At 67.7% G+C, this 14538-nt stretch carries 18 protein-coding genes; 6 read left to right on the top strand and 12 right to left on the bottom strand.

The features are described 5' to 3' along the window. Window positions 1-10: 10 nt before the first annotated feature. Genes dnaJ through hemW form a run of 3 tightly spaced genes read left to right on the top strand, consistent with a single transcriptional unit; the run spans window position 11 to window position 2560 of the window. Entirely contained in the window at window positions 11-1174 is a 1164-nt protein-coding gene (gene dnaJ, locus ACOGW9_RS05550; RefSeq protein WP_419909161.1) for a molecular chaperone DnaJ, read from the top strand. A gap of 1 nt (window position 1175) precedes the next feature. After that, window positions 1176-1466 carry a helix-turn-helix domain-containing protein gene (locus tag ACOGW9_RS05545; RefSeq protein ID WP_419909159.1) on the top strand — a complete coding sequence of 97 codons (291 nt, stop codon included), beginning with the start codon at window positions 1176-1178 and terminating at the stop codon, window positions 1464-1466. Beyond that, window positions 1463-2560, top strand: a complete 1098-nt coding sequence (gene hemW, locus ACOGW9_RS05540) for a radical SAM family heme chaperone HemW (RefSeq protein WP_419909157.1) — start codon at window positions 1463-1465, stop codon at window positions 2558-2560. The genes ACOGW9_RS05545 and hemW overlap by 4 nt, the downstream gene beginning before the upstream one ends. Before the next feature lie 6 nt (window positions 2561-2566). Here hemW and ACOGW9_RS05535 read toward each other — a convergent pair whose 3' ends face one another. From ACOGW9_RS05535 to ACOGW9_RS05495, 9 genes are all read right to left on the bottom strand, one after another. Then, window positions 2567-3808 carry a hypothetical protein gene (locus ACOGW9_RS05535; RefSeq protein WP_419909155.1) on the bottom strand — a complete coding sequence of 414 codons (1242 nt, stop codon included), beginning with the start codon at window positions 3806-3808 and terminating at the stop codon, window positions 2567-2569. Window positions 3809-3881: 73 nt separating this feature from the next. Then, complete coding sequence (locus ACOGW9_RS05530) at window positions 3882-4361, bottom strand: hypothetical protein (RefSeq protein ID WP_419909153.1); 480 nt, start codon at window positions 4359-4361, stop codon at window positions 3882-3884. Window positions 4362-4371: 10 nt separating this feature from the next. Continuing rightward, window positions 4372-4824 carry a hypothetical protein gene (locus ACOGW9_RS05525; RefSeq protein ID WP_419909151.1) on the bottom strand — a complete coding sequence of 151 codons (453 nt, stop codon included), beginning with the start codon at window positions 4822-4824 and terminating at the stop codon, window positions 4372-4374. Window positions 4825-4834: 10 nt separating this feature from the next. Next, on the bottom strand, window positions 4835-5233 hold the full coding sequence (locus ACOGW9_RS05520; RefSeq protein WP_419909149.1) for a hypothetical protein: 399 nt from the start codon (window positions 5231-5233) through the stop codon (window positions 4835-4837). Beyond that, complete coding sequence (locus ACOGW9_RS05515; protein WP_419909147.1) at window positions 5233-5541, bottom strand: hypothetical protein; 309 nt, start codon at window positions 5539-5541, stop codon at window positions 5233-5235. Before ACOGW9_RS05515 ends, ACOGW9_RS05520 begins: the two co-directional genes overlap by 1 nt. A gap of 63 nt (window positions 5542-5604) precedes the next feature. Further along, window positions 5605-6156, bottom strand: coding sequence for a type II secretion system F family protein (locus tag ACOGW9_RS05510; protein WP_419909145.1), 552 nt, complete (start codon window positions 6154-6156; stop codon window positions 5605-5607). 170 nt (window positions 6157-6326) lie between these two features. Then, a complete protein-coding gene (locus ACOGW9_RS05505) occupies window positions 6327-7184 on the bottom strand; it encodes a type II secretion system F family protein (protein WP_419909143.1) in 858 nt (285 codons plus the stop codon). After that, window positions 7181-8485: a CpaF family protein gene (locus ACOGW9_RS05500; protein ID WP_419909141.1), complete on the bottom strand. Its 1305-nt coding sequence runs from the start codon at window positions 8483-8485 to the stop codon at window positions 7181-7183. Before ACOGW9_RS05500 ends, ACOGW9_RS05505 begins: the two co-directional genes overlap by 4 nt. A gap of 19 nt (window positions 8486-8504) precedes the next feature. Then, window positions 8505-9197 (bottom strand): RcpC/CpaB family pilus assembly protein, encoded by a 693-nt coding sequence (locus ACOGW9_RS05495; RefSeq protein WP_419909139.1) that lies wholly within the window; start codon window positions 9195-9197, stop codon window positions 8505-8507. A 217-nt stretch (window positions 9198-9414) separates the two neighbouring features. On the opposite strand from ACOGW9_RS05495, the gene ACOGW9_RS05490 reads away from it, so the two are divergent. The 3 genes from ACOGW9_RS05490 (at window position 9415) to cysS (ending at window position 12052) form a co-directional block, all read left to right on the top strand. Next, window positions 9415-9708: a helix-turn-helix domain-containing protein gene (locus ACOGW9_RS05490; protein WP_419909137.1), complete on the top strand. Its 294-nt coding sequence runs from the start codon at window positions 9415-9417 to the stop codon at window positions 9706-9708. A gap of 155 nt (window positions 9709-9863) precedes the next feature. After that, a complete protein-coding gene (locus tag ACOGW9_RS05485; RefSeq protein ID WP_419909136.1) occupies window positions 9864-10535 on the top strand; it encodes a type II CAAX prenyl endopeptidase Rce1 family protein in 672 nt (223 codons plus the stop codon). 86 nt (window positions 10536-10621) lie between these two features. Continuing rightward, window positions 10622-12052 (top strand): cysteine--tRNA ligase, encoded by a 1431-nt coding sequence (gene cysS, locus ACOGW9_RS05480; RefSeq protein WP_419909134.1) that lies wholly within the window; start codon window positions 10622-10624, stop codon window positions 12050-12052. A gap of 33 nt (window positions 12053-12085) precedes the next feature. Here cysS and nudC read toward each other — a convergent pair whose 3' ends face one another. The 3 genes from nudC to ACOGW9_RS05465 form a co-directional block, all read right to left on the bottom strand. Beyond that, window positions 12086-12907 carry an NAD(+) diphosphatase gene (gene nudC, locus ACOGW9_RS05475; protein ID WP_419909132.1) on the bottom strand — a complete coding sequence of 274 codons (822 nt, stop codon included), beginning with the start codon at window positions 12905-12907 and terminating at the stop codon, window positions 12086-12088. 106 nt (window positions 12908-13013) lie between these two features. Further along, a complete protein-coding gene (gene lexA / locus ACOGW9_RS05470) occupies window positions 13014-13670 on the bottom strand; it encodes a transcriptional repressor LexA (protein WP_419909130.1) in 657 nt (218 codons plus the stop codon). A gap of 114 nt (window positions 13671-13784) precedes the next feature. Beyond that, a complete protein-coding gene (locus ACOGW9_RS05465; RefSeq protein ID WP_419909128.1) occupies window positions 13785-14513 on the bottom strand; it encodes a dihydrofolate reductase family protein in 729 nt (242 codons plus the stop codon). Between the last annotated feature and the right edge of the window lie 25 nt (window positions 14514-14538).

The raw sequence follows: 14538 nt of genomic DNA, 5'->3' as shown, positions 1-14538 counted from the left end.
CCCACGCCGGATGCCTGCCGACTACTACGAGTTGCTCGGCGTCAGCCGCGATGTCGGCGAGAGCGAGCTCAAGCGTGCGTATCGCCAGAAGGCACGTGAGAACCATCCCGACGCGAATCCGGGTGACGCCGGCGCCGAGGCCCGCTTCAAGGAGATCAGCGAGGCATACGCCGTGCTCTCTGATCCCGAAGCGCGAGCAAGGTATGACCGGTTCGGCCACGAAGGCTTGCGCGGCGGCATGGGCGGACCGGCCTTCGACTTCGATCTGAGCGACATCTTCGAGTCGTTCTTCGGAGGCAACCCGTTCGGGGGGTCCCGATCCCGCCGGCCGGCGGGGCCGCCTCGCGGCGACGACCACGAGACCGTCATCGACCTGGATTTTGCCGAGTCCGTTTTCGGAGCTGATCGTCCCATCGACATACGGGCTCAGGTGCGATGCGACGACTGCGGCGGCTCGGGCGCTGCACCGGGCACAGTGCCGACGGTCTGCAGCGTCTGTGAAGGCGTGGGGCAGGTGCGCCAGGTGCGCCAGAGCTTCCTGGGGCAGATGGTGACTTCGGCACCCTGCCCGCGATGCCGCGGGATCGGCGAAGAGATTGCCGATCCGTGCCGATCATGCAGGGGCGAAGGGCGCCGCGCCGAGCAGGTCTCGCTGGTCGTGCGGGTGCCGCCGGGCGTGGAGGGGGGAGCCACACTGCGACTGAGCGGCCGCGGCTCTGTGGGACCCCGTGGCGGACCGCCTGGCGACCTCTATGTGCACCTGCGCGTGACGGAGTCCGATGTGTTCGTGCGCCAAGGCGACAGCCTCGTGGCCGAACTGCCGGTGACGATGCTGCAGGCAGCGCTCGGCACGACCCTGACCTTCGAAACGCTGGATGGACCCAGGGAACTACGCGTGGCGGCAGGCACGCAGCCCAACGACATGATCCGCTTGAACGGGCTGGGCGTGCCGCGCTCAAACGGTCGGGGCCGGGGCGATCTGCATGTGGTCGTGAGGGTGGACATCCCCAAGAAGCTCTCGAAGGCCGAGGCTGCGAAGCTGCGAGAGGTGGCGGCCGAGCGGGGCGAGACCGTGGTGGGAGGGCCAGACCCTGAAGGGCCCTCGGAGAATGTGAATCAAGTCGACGGCGAAGCGCACGCCCGCAACCGTCGCAAGCGTCGCAGCAGACGTTGACATGATCAGTCGCCGCCAGCACATCGATGCGCTGGTCGGGGAGCGCTTGCGTTGGGCGCGCAAGCGACGTCGCATGACGCTGGGCGATGTGGAAGCAGCCTCCGGCGGCGAGTTTCGCATCTCGGTGCTCGGGGCATACGAGCGGGGCGCACGTGGGGTGGCGGTACACCGCTTGCTGCGGCTGGCAGAGATCTACGGCGTGCAGCCCGCCGAGCTGCTGCCGGACGATGATCAGGGCAGTGATCGGGATCATGCGGCATCGCAGCGCTACCCGCCCGATTCAGTGCTGTGACTGACGTCGACCGCGCGACGCCCGCATTCGGCGTCTATGTCCACGTGCCGTTCTGTCCCCATCGCTGCGATTACTGCGCGTTTGCGACCTGGACCGACCGCAGTCATCTCATGGCCGACTACATGGAATGCTGCCGGGATCAGGCACGAGCACTGGCCCCGGGCATGCCGGCGGCGACGTCGGTGTTCTTCGGCGGCGGCACGCCCAATCTGGTTGTGCCATCGATGCTTGCTGCCGTGCTCGGCGAGCTGCCGCTGGCCCCCGGCGCAGAGATCACCGTCGAATGCAATCCGGACCTGGTCACGCCTGCGGGGATGCGGTCGTACAGCGACATGGGCGTGAACCGGATCAGCCTCGGCGTGCAGTCGATGGTGCCCCACGTGCTGGCAGCGCTGGGCCGCCAGCACGATCCGTCCATGGTTGCCGCGGCGGTCGATGCCGTCCGGAGCGCCGGCATCGGCCTGCTCAATCTCGATCTCATCTTCGGCTCGCCCGCCGAGTCGATCGCCGACTGCGAGCGCTCGCTGGCTGCTGCGATCGCGTTCGGACCTGATCATCTCAGCGTGTACGGGCTGACCCCTGAGCCGGGCACGCCCCTGGGGGACGATCCTTCCCGCCACCCCGACGATGACGACATGGCCGACAAGTACGTGATCGTCGACGAGATGCTGGAGCGGGCCGGCTTCGAGATGTACGAGATCTCCAATTGGGCTCGCCCCGGCGCGCGATGCCGGCACAACCTGCTGTATTGGCAGCAGGGCTCCTACGCGGGCATCGGCTGTGCGGCGCACAGCCACCGCGACGGCCGCAGGTTCTGGAGCGTGCGCACTCCCGAGCGCTACATCGATGCGATCAGGTCAAGAGCATCGGTCGAGGCGGGAAGCGAGTCGCTCGACCCCGACGAGCGCCGGCTGGAGGCGCTGCAGCTTGCGCTGCGCACATCGGCAGGTGTTCCCGCAGAAGCGGTGCCAGACGACCTGGCAGATCTGGTCATGCCGGCCGGCGACGGCCGTCTCCGGCTGACCGTGCGGGGACGGCTGCTGGCAAACGAGGTCGCCATCCGCCTGCGCCACTCGCCGCGCGAGGCCGAATAGGACCCCTCAGGAATCGCTGCCGGGCCGGGGCGGAACGGATTGCCCAGATTCGATGCTCAGTTCGCCGTAGTGCACCACCACGACATCGCAGCTCAAGCTCGGCAGGTCACCCGCCTCGGCGAGCGACCATTGCCCGCTCGGCAGCGTCAAGAGGCCCGCGAGGGCGTCGTGAACCGGATCCGTACCCGGTTGCGTTTCTGGGCAGTCGACGTTGCTGGCATCGTCGTCACCGGTCTCAGGCGTGTCGCCTGGGGGACACTCATGGCGGGCGGTGCCGTAGAGCAGCGTCGCGCCGCTGCGGGCGGCTTCATCGGAGCTCGGCATTGTGCCAGGAGGCGCCGGAGCGCTGTGATCGGCGTCTGGTTCGGTCGGCGGCACACCGGCGGGCTCGTGCGAAGCCGTTTCGGACGCGTCGATCGAGGTGATGGGGGCGATCGGATCGTCTGCGGCTTGCAGCGTGTCCACAGCTTCGGGAATTTCCCCGCCGCTCAGCGCACGCCAGCCGATGACGGCGACGATGACGAGCGCGACTGCCACGGCCGGAGCGGCGATCCACCGGCGATCCCGCGCCGATAGGCCCCGCTCAGTCCCGAGGAGGGGGAGGCGGATGTCGGTGTCATGAGGGGCCGAACTCGCAGCGTGACGGATTGCTTTGAGGCGTGCGATCCAGGACTGCAGCGCGTCGCCGTCATGGGGTGCTTCAGCCGCCGCGGCAGCGAGATCGCGGCTCGCGATCAGGGCGTCGCCGCAGTGGCGGCGCTCTGAAGCAACCGCGAGAGCACGATCAGTGCGTGTGAGTTCCGCCTCGGCGACCGCGGCGATGCCGGCGAGGTCTGTTCCGGGCGGATGCTGTTGGGGATCGGCCGGCCCCGTGGCATCGCCGAATCCGCACAGCACGGGACGCAGGGGTCGGGCGAGCAGGACATGGTCAGGGCTGAGTGCGCCGTGACGGACGCCCCGGTGGTGCAGTTCGGCGAGAGTCGTGCCCGCGGCGATGAGCACATCGAGCACATCGGACAGATCGAGGGGTGGGTGTTCGGCGAGCGTGGCCGCTTCGAGATATTGCAAGCGAAGCTCGCAGCGGCCATCGACATCGTCGAACCCGACCGCCGTGACCACTCCCTCGACGCGAATGGTGTCGAGCAGTTCGGCCTCGTGGCGCAGCCGGGAACGTTCGACCCCCGTGGCGTGCTTCACCAGGACAGCACCGCCGGTCCCATCATCGCGGACTGTCGGACTCCTCAGCATCATGGAAAACTACAAAAAGCTATAGAACAAACTCAAATCAATTGACCAGTGATGACTTCTGTGGCGCATCCGGTCATCCCGAGAGCCGGATGCGTCCCGTTGTCTCGGCCTCGATGCGTCTCGTCGCCGAGCCTTGAACGCTCCCGATCAAACCGATGATCCGCCGTGCCGAGCCGGAGACGGAGACACGCACCGCCGCAGGGCCTGCCTGCGACACGGTCACCGTGATCGAGCCGGGCTCGAAGACTGCAGACACACGGTTGGAGATCCTGCGCTGAGCCCATGCTCGCAAGTGCCGAAGGCGGGAAGGATCCAGCCGATACACGCCCTGGAGACGCAGGGCACTCTCGTCGACGGCGAGTGTGGCCAAGTCGTTCGCGAGCGACGACGCTGCTGAAGTGGCTTCGCGCTGGGCAACGAAGGCGGCGGCGCTGTCGACGGTGATGCTCGCCAGCAGCGTCACGATCAGCACGCCGACCGGCACCAGCAGCAGGGCCGTGCCCCGCTCACAACTGCTGCTGATCGTCGTTGCGGTATCGCGTTGGACCGTCATCGCGAGTTGTTCAAGACGGCAGTCGGCAAGGCGCCCGCCCGCCGAGTCCGTGCCGGAACGGATCGACAATCTCGCTGGCGCGAGCACGCACGACAACCGGAGACCGGCGTACGTGCGGCAGGGCGAGCTGGGGGACTTCCAAGCTGGCTTCGAACGTCACCCGCTCACAGCGACGCAGACGCGGCGTGCCGACCGCAGCGATCGCCCCATCGCCGTTGATGGAGTGGCCGGAGATCGCCCGCGTGCCCGCGACGACGGCAGCGCCGGTGGCATCCGCTGAATCCCGGCCGGGGTGCTCGACGAATGTCCGGACGGCTTCGCGAGCCGCGGAGGCGGCGGCCAGCTTGGCATCCAGTGCCGCCCAGGCTTGGGCGAAAATCAGTGTGCCGACGACAAACACCAGCACCACGAATGGCAGCACTTCAGCCCCGACGACACCGGATTCGTTTCGCGACTCGGGCACCGTGCGCTGCTCACCCAGCCGGGCCGAAACGAGCCAGCTCTCGACGCATCTCGAACCGGCGCTCGATGCTCCGCAGGCTCGAGAGCGCAGTTGTGTCGAGGAGCAGGTTCGGGGGTCTCGCCACCACATCCAGCGCGACGACGTCGGGGGTCGTGGTCCACCGGATCGACTCGATGTCCATTGACGATCCGATGCGGGATCGCAGCCATCGTTCAGCATCCGCGAGGGCTGCTGGGCTCCCGCCATCGAACGCGGCACGGCGCGTTGCCTCGTGTCCCGTTGCGGTGACGATCGAAGTGGCATAGAGGTGCACCGCGACCTGGACCGCGAGCATCAGGAACGCGCCGAACGCCAGCACGCTCCAGGGCAGCGCCACGAGCCCGACGCCGTCTTCGCCGCGGGACCGCATCATTTGCCGATCTTGGCGATCTCGGAATTGGTGGTCTCCTCGGCGCTTTCCCAAAGCGTCTTGAAGCCGACCCACATGAGGGCGCCCAGCGAGGCGATGATCAGCACGGCGATTGCCGCCGAGATCACCCCCTCCCCGTGTTCATCGGGTCCAGGTTTGCGGCGTCGCCACAGCAAGGTGGGTGTGCTGTGGACCTCGAACACGCAGAGGCCGCTGCTGGCACACACTGCGCTCAGCGCGGCGAGGCCGTATTCGGGCGCAATCGCGAGCGCGGCTTGCCCGAGAATGGTCAACAATGTCACTTCCATCACATGTCCTTTCGCTGGAAGCCGGTACTTGAGCCGGCCGGAGTCGGCATGGCCTGGTGACCGTCACAGCGCCGCATAGCCGCGCAGGGCATCGCTGAAGGGAATCGCCAGCAGGACCGCTCCAGGAACCAGCGCTGCAACCGTGACGGGAATCCACACCTGCTCATTGCGGCGCTCGATGCGCTCGACGAGGCGACGGTGGCCCTCCATGCGGGCGGAACGGGCCTCGTCCGCCACCAGTGCGGCGATGTCCGTCGCATCGGAGTGCAGGGTGAGCACGCCGACGAATCTTCGGATCTCGGCGGAGCCGGCGCCGTCTGCCCATTCGGCCAACGCCATCTCGACGGAGCTGCCGCCCGTCACCCGGGCGGTGACCCGCTCGAGATCGACAGCGCAGAATCCCTCGCCGCGCCGAGCTGCCGCTCGCAGGGCGCCGGTCAGCGACATGCCGCTGGCAAGCAGCATGCCGATGTGCTCGGCGACGATCGGCAGCTCCTCCGTGATGTGCGCGCGCCGGGCTGCTCCCTGCGCATTCAGACGCTGCTCAAAGATGACATACGTTGCGCCGCCGGCTGTCAGCGCGCCGCCCAGGGCGAGGGCAGCGCTTGCGCCCACAATGCCAAGCCCTGTCGCGCAAGCTGTGAGCGCCCCGACGGCGCCGCCGAGCTGCCGTGCGCGAAAGCTTGCTGGAGTCCGCGAGAGACCCGCCGCCGACAGCCGGGAGGCGAGTTCGGCATCCGCGTCGAACAGGGCGGCGACTCGTCGGGGGAGTTGCTTACGGGCGGTCACTGCAGGAACACCCGTTTGCGCAGCGGGATCGCCATGATCCGGCCCGCCCACCACCAGCAGCCGACCACGGCCAGCACGCTGAGCGCCGCGAGCCACTGGCCGTCGGGAGCCTGATAGGCCTCTCGACCGCGCCCGATGCTCAGGCCGATGACGGCCATGAACCCTGGCACCAGGGCAACGAAACTGCGCGCAAAGCGAGCACCGGCCTGCTTGGCACGGGCATCGGAGCGGGCAGCAGCCTCAGAGTGCGCGGCCTCAGCCAGGGCACGCAGGCGAGCATCGAGTCGCACCCCGCCGATCTGGTGAGCGGCCAGCAGCGTCTCGCAGATGGCGTCGGCGGTCGGGTCTGCGAGCGAGTGCTTCAGAACACGCAGCGATGCCTCGAAGTCGGTGCTCAAGGCCCACGTTCGAGCCGCTTCTTCGAACGCCGCGCGCATGTCTGCGGGGGCGTGGGCCCCTGCGGCGAACAGCGCTGAGGGGATGGACTGATTCCGGTGTGCCACGCCGATGCGGATCTCTGCGAGCAGGCGCGGCCACGACTGTCGAGCATTCGCGGCGCGACTCCGGCGGCGATCCGCCATCGCGCGTCCAGGCAGTGCAGCGCTGCAGGCAGCAGCGAGTGTCGGCGCCATGAATCCTCCGAACAGTGCCCAGGTCGCGGTCCACCCAGCCAGTGCTGCCGCGATAGCGCCGAGCGCACCCAGCAGCAGGCGCCGCGGCGTCGCGTCGCTGGCCCCAGCGGGCGAACCCGGAGCCTGAGATCTTCGGCGCGGACCAAGCGGCACGCCCGCATACGCGGCTGTCAGGAGCCACAGACCCAACGCGCCGCAGACCACAATCACAATCCCGGTCACGACATCGTCCGTGCCGGCGCATTGCGCCGGCCATCGGCACTCGCGAAGTTGAAGCCGACGGTCCCGAGTTGTGATGCGATCCGCCGCGGCACATTCTGCGTACGGCTCGCCGGCTCGCCAGGCCGCTCGCTGGCGTACAGCAGTGTCGTCTCGAAGCTGACTGCACCGTCGCTGCCCTGGGGGTCTTCGGTCGCCGCGATCTCGCTGACATGCACCCCGCGCGGACCTCGTCGCGTGTGCACCACCAAGTCGATCGATTCGGCCACGAGGTGGGTGATCGCGGCCACCGGCATGTCGCGCACCTCCGGGGCGAGCTGACACATGAGCCGGAGCCTGCCAAGTGCCTGGCGGGCCGATCCTGCATGGATGGTGGCGTAGCCCGTCACGCCGCTGGAGAGCGTCAGCAGCAGCGGGACGGCCTCGCGGTCTCGGACTTCGCCCACGATCGCAACGTCTGGCGCCATGCGGAGAAAGCCGGTGACCAGACGCCTCAAATCCACCGGCGCGCGCTCGACGTGTCCGGGTCGGGTCTGCATGGCAGCGACGTTCGGCAGTGGTATGTCGAGCTCGAACACCTCCTCGGCGGTGACGACGCGCAGATGCGGTTCGAGTTCGGCGGCGCAGCAGCCGAGCAGCGTCGTCTTGCCGCTGCCGGGTGCCCCGGCAAACAGGATCGATGACCGGGCTCGCACCGCAGCGCCCAGGAATTCGGCGATGTCACTGCTCAGCGTGCCGTTGGCCGCCAGATCCTCCAGGCTCGAGAACGGGATCCCGGTGAACTTCCGGATGTTGAAGATCAGGTTGCCGCCGCGGCCGATGTCGGGGTGGACGATGTGGAGCCTCGCGCCGTCGTCGAGCTGCGCGTCCTGGAGTCCTTCCCCCGGATCCAGCTTGCGATGCGACGCAGTCGCGTCGTCGATGATGCGCGTCAGCGTGCGCCGGACGTGCTCGCTGTCGTGGAAGACCTCGCTGTGGCGACCGGAGGGTCCGTGGTGGCGCTTGACGAAGACTTCGTGCGGCGCATTGACCATGATCTCCCACACATCGGCATCGTCGAGCAGCGTTTCGAGCGGTCCGTACCCCAGCAGGTCGCGCCGTACACGCTCGGCGAGAGCATCGGCGTCGGTCACCGCGCGGCTGCGGACACCGCGCTTGAAGTCGAGATTCCACTTCCGGATCTCCTCATGAGCGAGCGACCTGATCGCTGCGTCTGCCCCCGGCGCGCGGGGATCCACCCCGGAGTGGCGAGCCCGTTCCGACACCGAACGCTCGATCTCCGCAAGCGACTCGAGTTCTGTCATTGCGCGAATGCCTCCCGGATCACGGGATGCCCCAGGTCCGGATCAGGGTGATGGCGCCCGCGTCTGCGGCGGCGACCACATCGGTCGCAACCGAGAGATCGGGCACCTGCAGCGTGACGATGAGGGTGGCCGCGAGATGCTGCGCGTCGGAGCGATCGTCGACATCGAGCACTCTGGCATCGCTGGCCACGACAGTTGCACCGAGCGACTCGGAGGGATGGGTGGCCACCACGTCCACCCGCTCGCCCGGTCCGAGCAGGCCGTTGAGTGCGCGAGGGCGGTCGAGTTCGACAGAGACGGCGTAGCCGCCCTGCGCGGCCTGCGCGAAACGAGGCGAGGTGACATCGCTGCGCGCCAGCAGTTCGCCGGGGCGCACGGTGCCCACGATGAGACTGCCGACGACATCGTCGGGGTTGTCGAACACCGTGGCCGACACCTCGGCCGGCAGTCGGATCGGCGCGAGCGCAACGTCGGCGGCATCGACGATGACGCCGGGCGCGAGTTGCGTGCGTGCTATAGCAAAGTGCGTCTGGGGCTCGGCCGCGGATTGCTCGAACGCCCACCACAGGCCGATCGCTGCGACCCCGCAGAGCGCGCCGCCGGCGGCGACTCGCGAGCGGACGGCGCGTCTCGATATGCCGCTACCGCCCCCTGGCTCTGTCGCGCCCATCCCGGCGTGGCGACTGGCCGACGGCAGGGGTTCGCGAGACACACCGAGAACATAGCTAAGTTAGAATGAAACTCCAAGAAATTTATTGAAATAAATAGAAATTATGCCAATATGTTGCATAGATATGGCGATACAGCACGCAATATCAATGATCCATGTCGAAATGCACGATGCCCCGAAGCGTGCCCACTAGCGTTGCCGTCAGGAGATCGGCAGTGTTCCGGCAATGTCGACGGCCAAGGGACTGCAAGGAGCGATCATGCCCGACGAGCCGGAGGAGCCAGACGACAACGGCGGAACGAGCCAAGTCGCGTATGAGGACATCACCTGGCTGTCCACGCTGAAGGCAGCGGATCGCATGGGCATCACGACGCGGACCCTGTATCGCTTCATCGACCGCGGCGACCTGCCCGCCTACCGCTTCGGGCGCGTCATCCGCTTGCGTCTGTCCGATGTTGACGAGTTCATCGAACAGTGCAGGGTTGAACCGGGAAGCCTCGAGCATCTCTATCCCGAAGCGCGCCCGGACGATCCTGACGAAGACGACGAGTAAGTCGGGTAGGTCGACGGCGATTGAGCAACCCCGAGCTTCCACCCGCTGACGCCGGCGCGCCAGGGGGCGTGTGGAGCACGATCAGCCCGCGATTCGCACTGCGACCCGATTGGCACCGTTCGGCGGCCCCACGCCTATGGCCGGCCGGACTCGCCGTGCTCTTCTTCATCGGCCTCGGCGGTTCGATCGTCCTGCTGATGGTCTCATTCGCGGCGGGAAGCGTGGGCTTCGAGAACACGCTGGCGGACGAGCTGCTCGAACGGTCCGTGATGGAGCAGTTCCTTCTGGTGGCGCTCTTCGCGCCCGTGCTCGAGGAATTCCTGTTCCGGCTCGCGCTGGTCGGCCGCCTTCGATTGGGGATGCTGGCGGCCGTCGGCGCGGTCGGCTTCGTCAACTTCGTGTTCGGCGACGGAGCGGTACTGGCCGTCGCCGCGCTGTTTGGCGCCGTCGCGATTGCGTCTGGTGTTCTGTGGATCCAGTCGCTGATCGTCGGTGTGGCGCATGCCGATCGCGACCGCGACGCCGCACCGGCGAATCGCGCGTGGCGCGATGGAGCCGCCCGCTGGTGGGCGTCGCACCCGCGCTGGCCCATGTGGATCGCATTGGCGGCGTTCGGACTGGTGCACCTCAGCAACTACGACGTGAACTGGTCCGCTTCGGCGGTCGTCGTGGTGCCGCTCGTCGTCAGCCCGCAGCTATGGCTGGGCCTGATGTTCACGATCGCGCGGGTGCGATACGGATGGTGGGCCGGCTTGGTCCTGCACGCAATCCACAACCTGGCTGTTTGGGGCGTCTCGAGCTTGCTCAGCGAATTCGAGCTGTCGTAGTCAATTCACCACGTCCTGGGGAAAATCTGCAGCGTCGCCGCCCGGACCATCGGTACCCTTGCAGCGCTATCGGGACCCTCGGCACATTGCAGATCTTCGACACGATGACGCGGCGCAAGACCGCCTTCGTCCCGCGAACGCCGGGCGAGGTCTCGATGTATGTGTGCGGGCCGACGGTCTATGACGTGCCGCACCTGGGCCATGGCCGCACTGCGCTGACCTACGACATCATCCGGCGGTACCTGGAGTGGGCAGGGTTTGCGGTGACGTTGGCTTCCAACGTCACCGATATCGACGACAAGATCGTGGAACGCGCCCAACGCGAAGGTCGCACGGAGGAGGCCGTGGCGACGGAGTTCACGGCCGCATACGACGCCCAGATGGATCGGCTCGGCGTACTCCCGCCTGATTCTCGTCCCCACGCCACCCACTTCATCGACCAGATGATCGAGGTGATCTCCGAACTGCTGTCCATAGGAGCCGCGTACGAGGTGGCGGGCAAGGGCGTGTACTTCGCGGTGGACTCGGCCCCTGGATACGGACAGCTCGCAGGCCGCACCTTGTCCCAGCTCAACGCCGATGCCGGCGCGCGCATCGACGTCGACCCCGACAAGCGCTCGCCGCTCGACTTCGCGCTGTGGAAGGCGGCCCAGCCGGGTGAGCCCCGCTGGGATACCCCATGGGGGGAGGGACGGCCCGGTTGGCACACCGAGTGCGTGGCGATGTCGCTCAGCGCGCTCGGACCCGGCTTTGACATCCACGGCGGCGGAGACGACCTGGTCTTCCCGCATCACCAGAACGAATGGGCGCAAGTGACGGCTGCAGGCGAATCGTTCGCCCGCTACTGGGTGCACAGCGCCATGGTGAATGTCGGCAGCGAGAAGATGGCCAAGTCCCTCGGCAACTACACGCAGCTGGCCGACGCGATCGACGCAGCCGGCGCTCGCGCCGTGCGACTGCTGGTGCTGCAGACGCACTACCGCAGGTCGATGGAAATGGGCCCAGAGGCGCTCGACGCGGCCCGCAGCGCCGTCGGCCGGCTCGACGCGTTCGCTCGCCGAGCCGCCGCAGCGGGCATCTCGACCCAGCGGTGGGCCGAGGCACGGCGGCCTGGCATCGAGAGCGGGGCTGCGGTGGGGCTGGACGTCGAGGCCGCACGTGCATTCGCCGCGGCGATGGATGACGACTTCGCTACGCCCACGGCGCTCGATGTCGTCTTCCGCTTGGTGCGCCGTGCCAATGCTGCGCTCGATGCTTCCGGAGACGGCGCGGCACGTGATGCCGCCACGGCGCTGCACCTGCTCGGAGTCCTCGGCCTCGAGGCCGGCGAAGAGGGCCCCGAGACTGCCACGGTCGACGGGCTGACCGATGTCGAGGTGGAAGCACTCCTCGAAGAGCGGGCAACGGCGCGCGCTGCACGAGACTTCTCGACAGCTGATCGGATCCGCGACGAGCTCGCCGCGAGCGGCATCGTGGTGTCCGACAGTCCCGATGGGGCGACCTGGCACCGAGGCTGACGCGTGCTGGCCAGATGGGCTGTTTGACGGCCCTCAGCCGGCACCCATGCGTTCGAGCCAGTCCTCGATGAGCCAGCCCGAGATCGACATGCCGCCGCGCGGCACCGGCGGCAGGCTGTCCGCGGTGTACCAGCCGGCGTCGACGATCTCGTCAGGATCAGGGTCGATCTCACCGGCCTCCCAATCGCAGGTGAAACCGCACATCAGCGAATGGGGGAACGGCCACGGCTGGCTGCCGAAGTAGCGCACGTTGCCGACCGTGATGCCGACTTCCTCGCGAACCTCACGGACGACGGCGTCCTCGAGGCTCTCACCGGGTTCGACGAAGCCGGCGAGCGCGCTGTAGAAGCGACCCGGGAACTGCCGGCCCCACGCCAGCAGCACCTCAGGACCTCGCTCGACCAGAACGATCATCGCGGGACTGAGCCGCGGGAACGCCATGTGCCCGCACTTGTCGCAGATCTTGGCTCGGTCCGAAGCGTTGGTGCTGGTCGGGCTGCCGCAGCGCCCGCAATAGCGGTGCGTTCGTTCGAACTCCACGATCTGCGCTGCACGCCCTGCGATCTGCCAATGCTCGTCAGGAATCCGGCCGTAGAGCTTCCGCAGCGGGACCGGTTCGAGGTCGCCTTCGTCCAGCGGCGGGCCGTCGGCAGGATCCAGATCGACGGCCCAGACGCCGTGTCCGTCGAGCACGCCCAGAAACGCCCCTTGGGCCGCAACGTCTCCGACGGGTGAGACTGCGTCACGCCACAGGCCGCCGCCGGGCTCGGTGTACACCGTTCCCGAGCGGATCGGGATCCACACGTTCAACGTGTCGTCGAGGTCTGCGGGCGGCTGCGTCATGACCGTGAACACGGGTCAAGTTGAGCACACGGCCGCGGTCCCGGCCGGGGCCGCTACAAGCGCCGCTGTGTTTGATGCTCCGTCGCCTAGAGGCGACGCAGTGTCTGATGGTCCGGCGCTACAAGCGCCGGATCACCGTCACGACCTTGCCGTAGATGGTGACCTCGCCGGCGGCGCAGACGATTGGGCGATGATCGGGATTGGCCGGCTCGAGAACGATGTCGTCGCCAGAGAGCCGGAGCCGCTTGACCGTGCCCTCTTCGCCATTGATGCCAGCGACAACGATGTCGCCGCTCTCGGCGTCTGGCTGGTGCCGAGCGACGACGTAGTCGCGGTCCCAAATGCCGGCGTTGATCATCGAGTCGCCCCGTACTCGCAACATGAACAGTTCGCCGCTGCCGGTGAAGTCCGCTGGCAGCGGAAGGAGTTCTTCGACGTTCTGCTGGGCCAAGACATCGGTTCCCGCCGCCACGTCGCCGATGAGGGGAACGTGCCGCGTGGGCCTCCGTTCTCCCTTGACCCCCGTCTGCCAGTCGAAGTTGACGATGAGCGCCCTCGGCCGTGACGGATCTCGCCGGATCCAGCCATCTGCCTCCAGCGCCCGCAGATGCCGGTGCACGGTTGCAGGCGATTTGAGATCGACCTCCTCGCCGATCTCACGCACCGACGGGGGATAGCCACGCTCGCGCTGTATCTCGTCGATGAACTCGAGCATGGCGCGCTGGCGTTCTCCCAGATGCGCGACTCGCTGGTCGGCAGCGCTGGCATTTCTCATGGTGATCCTCCTGGGGTGCTGCTGGTTGCAGCGGAGCGTCGGGCGGATGGAACCCTCGTTCCGCGCACTACACTAGCAACAAGTGTTCGATATTACGAGCATTTGTTCGGAACCTCAGTCGCGGGCGCGAAGCCACCGCACGAAGAGCACGCCCTCGTGCGTGACGACTTGGGTCAGCGCGAACGCTCGCGGGGTTGACTTAGCCGCTCCGGTCGTCAGCCCATCGACGATGCGTGGCGCCGCGGCACTGATTGCCAGCGGAGCGTGCGTGAGATTGATCTCGTCGACAAGGTCGCAAGCCAGCAGGCCCGCATTCAGCGTCGGACCGCCCTCGCACAGCACCACGCGGGCGCCGCGCGCGCCGAGTTCGGCCAGCGCAGCCCGCAGGTCGACGATCCCGTCTCCTGCGCGTAGCAGTTCGGCGCGGCCCTCGAATCGTGCGGCACACGAGGCATCGGCGCTGCCGGTCGTCACGATCAGCGGCAGCGGCACCGTCGCAGGCTCCGCGTCAGCTGCGAACAGCGGCAGCTCCGGATCGACGCTGAGCGATCCGCTGACGACCGCGATGCGAGCACCCGAACGTCGAGCCCGTCCATACCGTTCGGCATTCGCCGTGCCAGCGCCGACGAGGATGACGTCGGCTCGAGCTCGCAGCGCCGCGAACATCGCTTTGTCGGCTGCGCCAGAGAGTCCTGCGGACAGGCCGCCCAATGCTGCGGCCCCGTCGATGCTCGCCACCATGTTGAGCAGCACCCAAGGCCTGCTGGAGTGCGGCGAGCGCGGCAGGCTGGCAGCTTGGTGGGGGTCGACAGTCTCTGCCGGCGACGGGAACAGCCGGTGCACGCGACGAGTCTGCCACCGTGGGCCT

The organism is Candidatus Poriferisodalis sp. (genome assembly GCF_965203655.1).
Taxonomy (GTDB): domain Bacteria; phylum Actinomycetota; class Acidimicrobiia; order Acidimicrobiales; family Poriferisodalaceae; genus Poriferisodalis.
The sequence above is the reverse complement of the archived record's forward strand: the minus strand, read 5'-3'. Positions and strand labels throughout refer to the sequence as shown.